General features: G+C 49.4%; 1 rRNA gene. It reads left to right on the top strand.

The features are described 5' to 3' along the window. Positions 1–119 precede the first annotated feature (119 nt). A 16S ribosomal RNA gene (locus FTT74_RS13835) occupies positions 120–1,118 on the top strand; the annotation flags it as partial.

Here is a 1,118-nt window from a genome sequence, read left to right as displayed (position 1 = left end):
ATCGAACATATTTCATTGATTGATTGGTTTAAATTACTCGAAGTTTATTTGAGCGAAATTTAAGTCAGAAAATTGATGAGCCAGATTTGGAAGTTTAGATTAAAGCTTCAAAATGATTTTAACTGAAGAGTTTGATCATGGCTCAGATTGAACGCTGGCGGCAGGCTTAACACATGCAAGTCGAGCGGGCGAGGTTGCTTCGGTAACTGAGCTAGCGGCGGACGGGTGAGTAATGCTTAGGAATCTGCCTATTAGTGGGGGACAACATTCCGAAAGGGATGCTAATACCGCATACGTCCTACGGGAGAAAGCAGGGGCTCTTTATGACCTTGCGCTAATAGATGAGCCTAAGTCGGATTAGCTAGTTGGTGGGGTAAAGGCCTACCAAGGCGACGATCTGTAGCGGGTCTGAGAGGATGATCCGCCACACTGGGACTGAGACACGGCCCAGACTCCTACGGGAGGCAGCAGTGGGGAATATTGGACAATGGGGGGAACCCTGATCCAGCCATGCCGCGTGTGTGAAGAAGGCCTTTTGGTTGTAAAGCACTTTAAGCGAGGAGGAGGCTCTCTTGGTTAATACCTGAGAAGAGTGGACGTTACTCGCAGAATAAGCACCGGCTAACTCTGTGCCAGCAGCCGCGGTAATACAGAGGGTGCGAGCGTTAATCGGATTTACTGGGCGTAAAGCGCGCGTAGGTGGTTAATTAAGTCAAATGTGAAATCCCCGAGCTTAACTTGGGAATTGCATTCGATACTGGTTAGCTAGAGTATGGGAGAGGATGGTAGAATTCCAGGTGTAGCGGTGAAATGCGTAGAGATCTGGAGGAATACCGATGGCGAAGGCAGCCATCTGGCCTAATACTGACACTGAGGTGCGAAAGCATGGGGAGCAAACAGGATTAGATACCCTGGTAGTCCATGCCGTAAACGATGTCTACTAGCCGTTGGGGGATTTGATCCTTTAGTGGCGCAGCTAACGCGATAAGTAGACCGCCTGGGGAGTACGGTCGCAAGACTAAAACTCAAATGAATTGACGGGGGCCCGCACAAGCGGTGGAGCATGTGGTTTAATTCGATGCAACGCGAAGAACCTTACCTGGCCTTGACATAGTAGA

This window comes from Acinetobacter sp. YH01007, from assembly GCF_013420425.1.
GTDB lineage: Bacteria > Pseudomonadota > Gammaproteobacteria > Pseudomonadales > Moraxellaceae > Acinetobacter > Acinetobacter towneri.
This window is presented reverse-complemented; position numbering and strand designations above follow the sequence as displayed.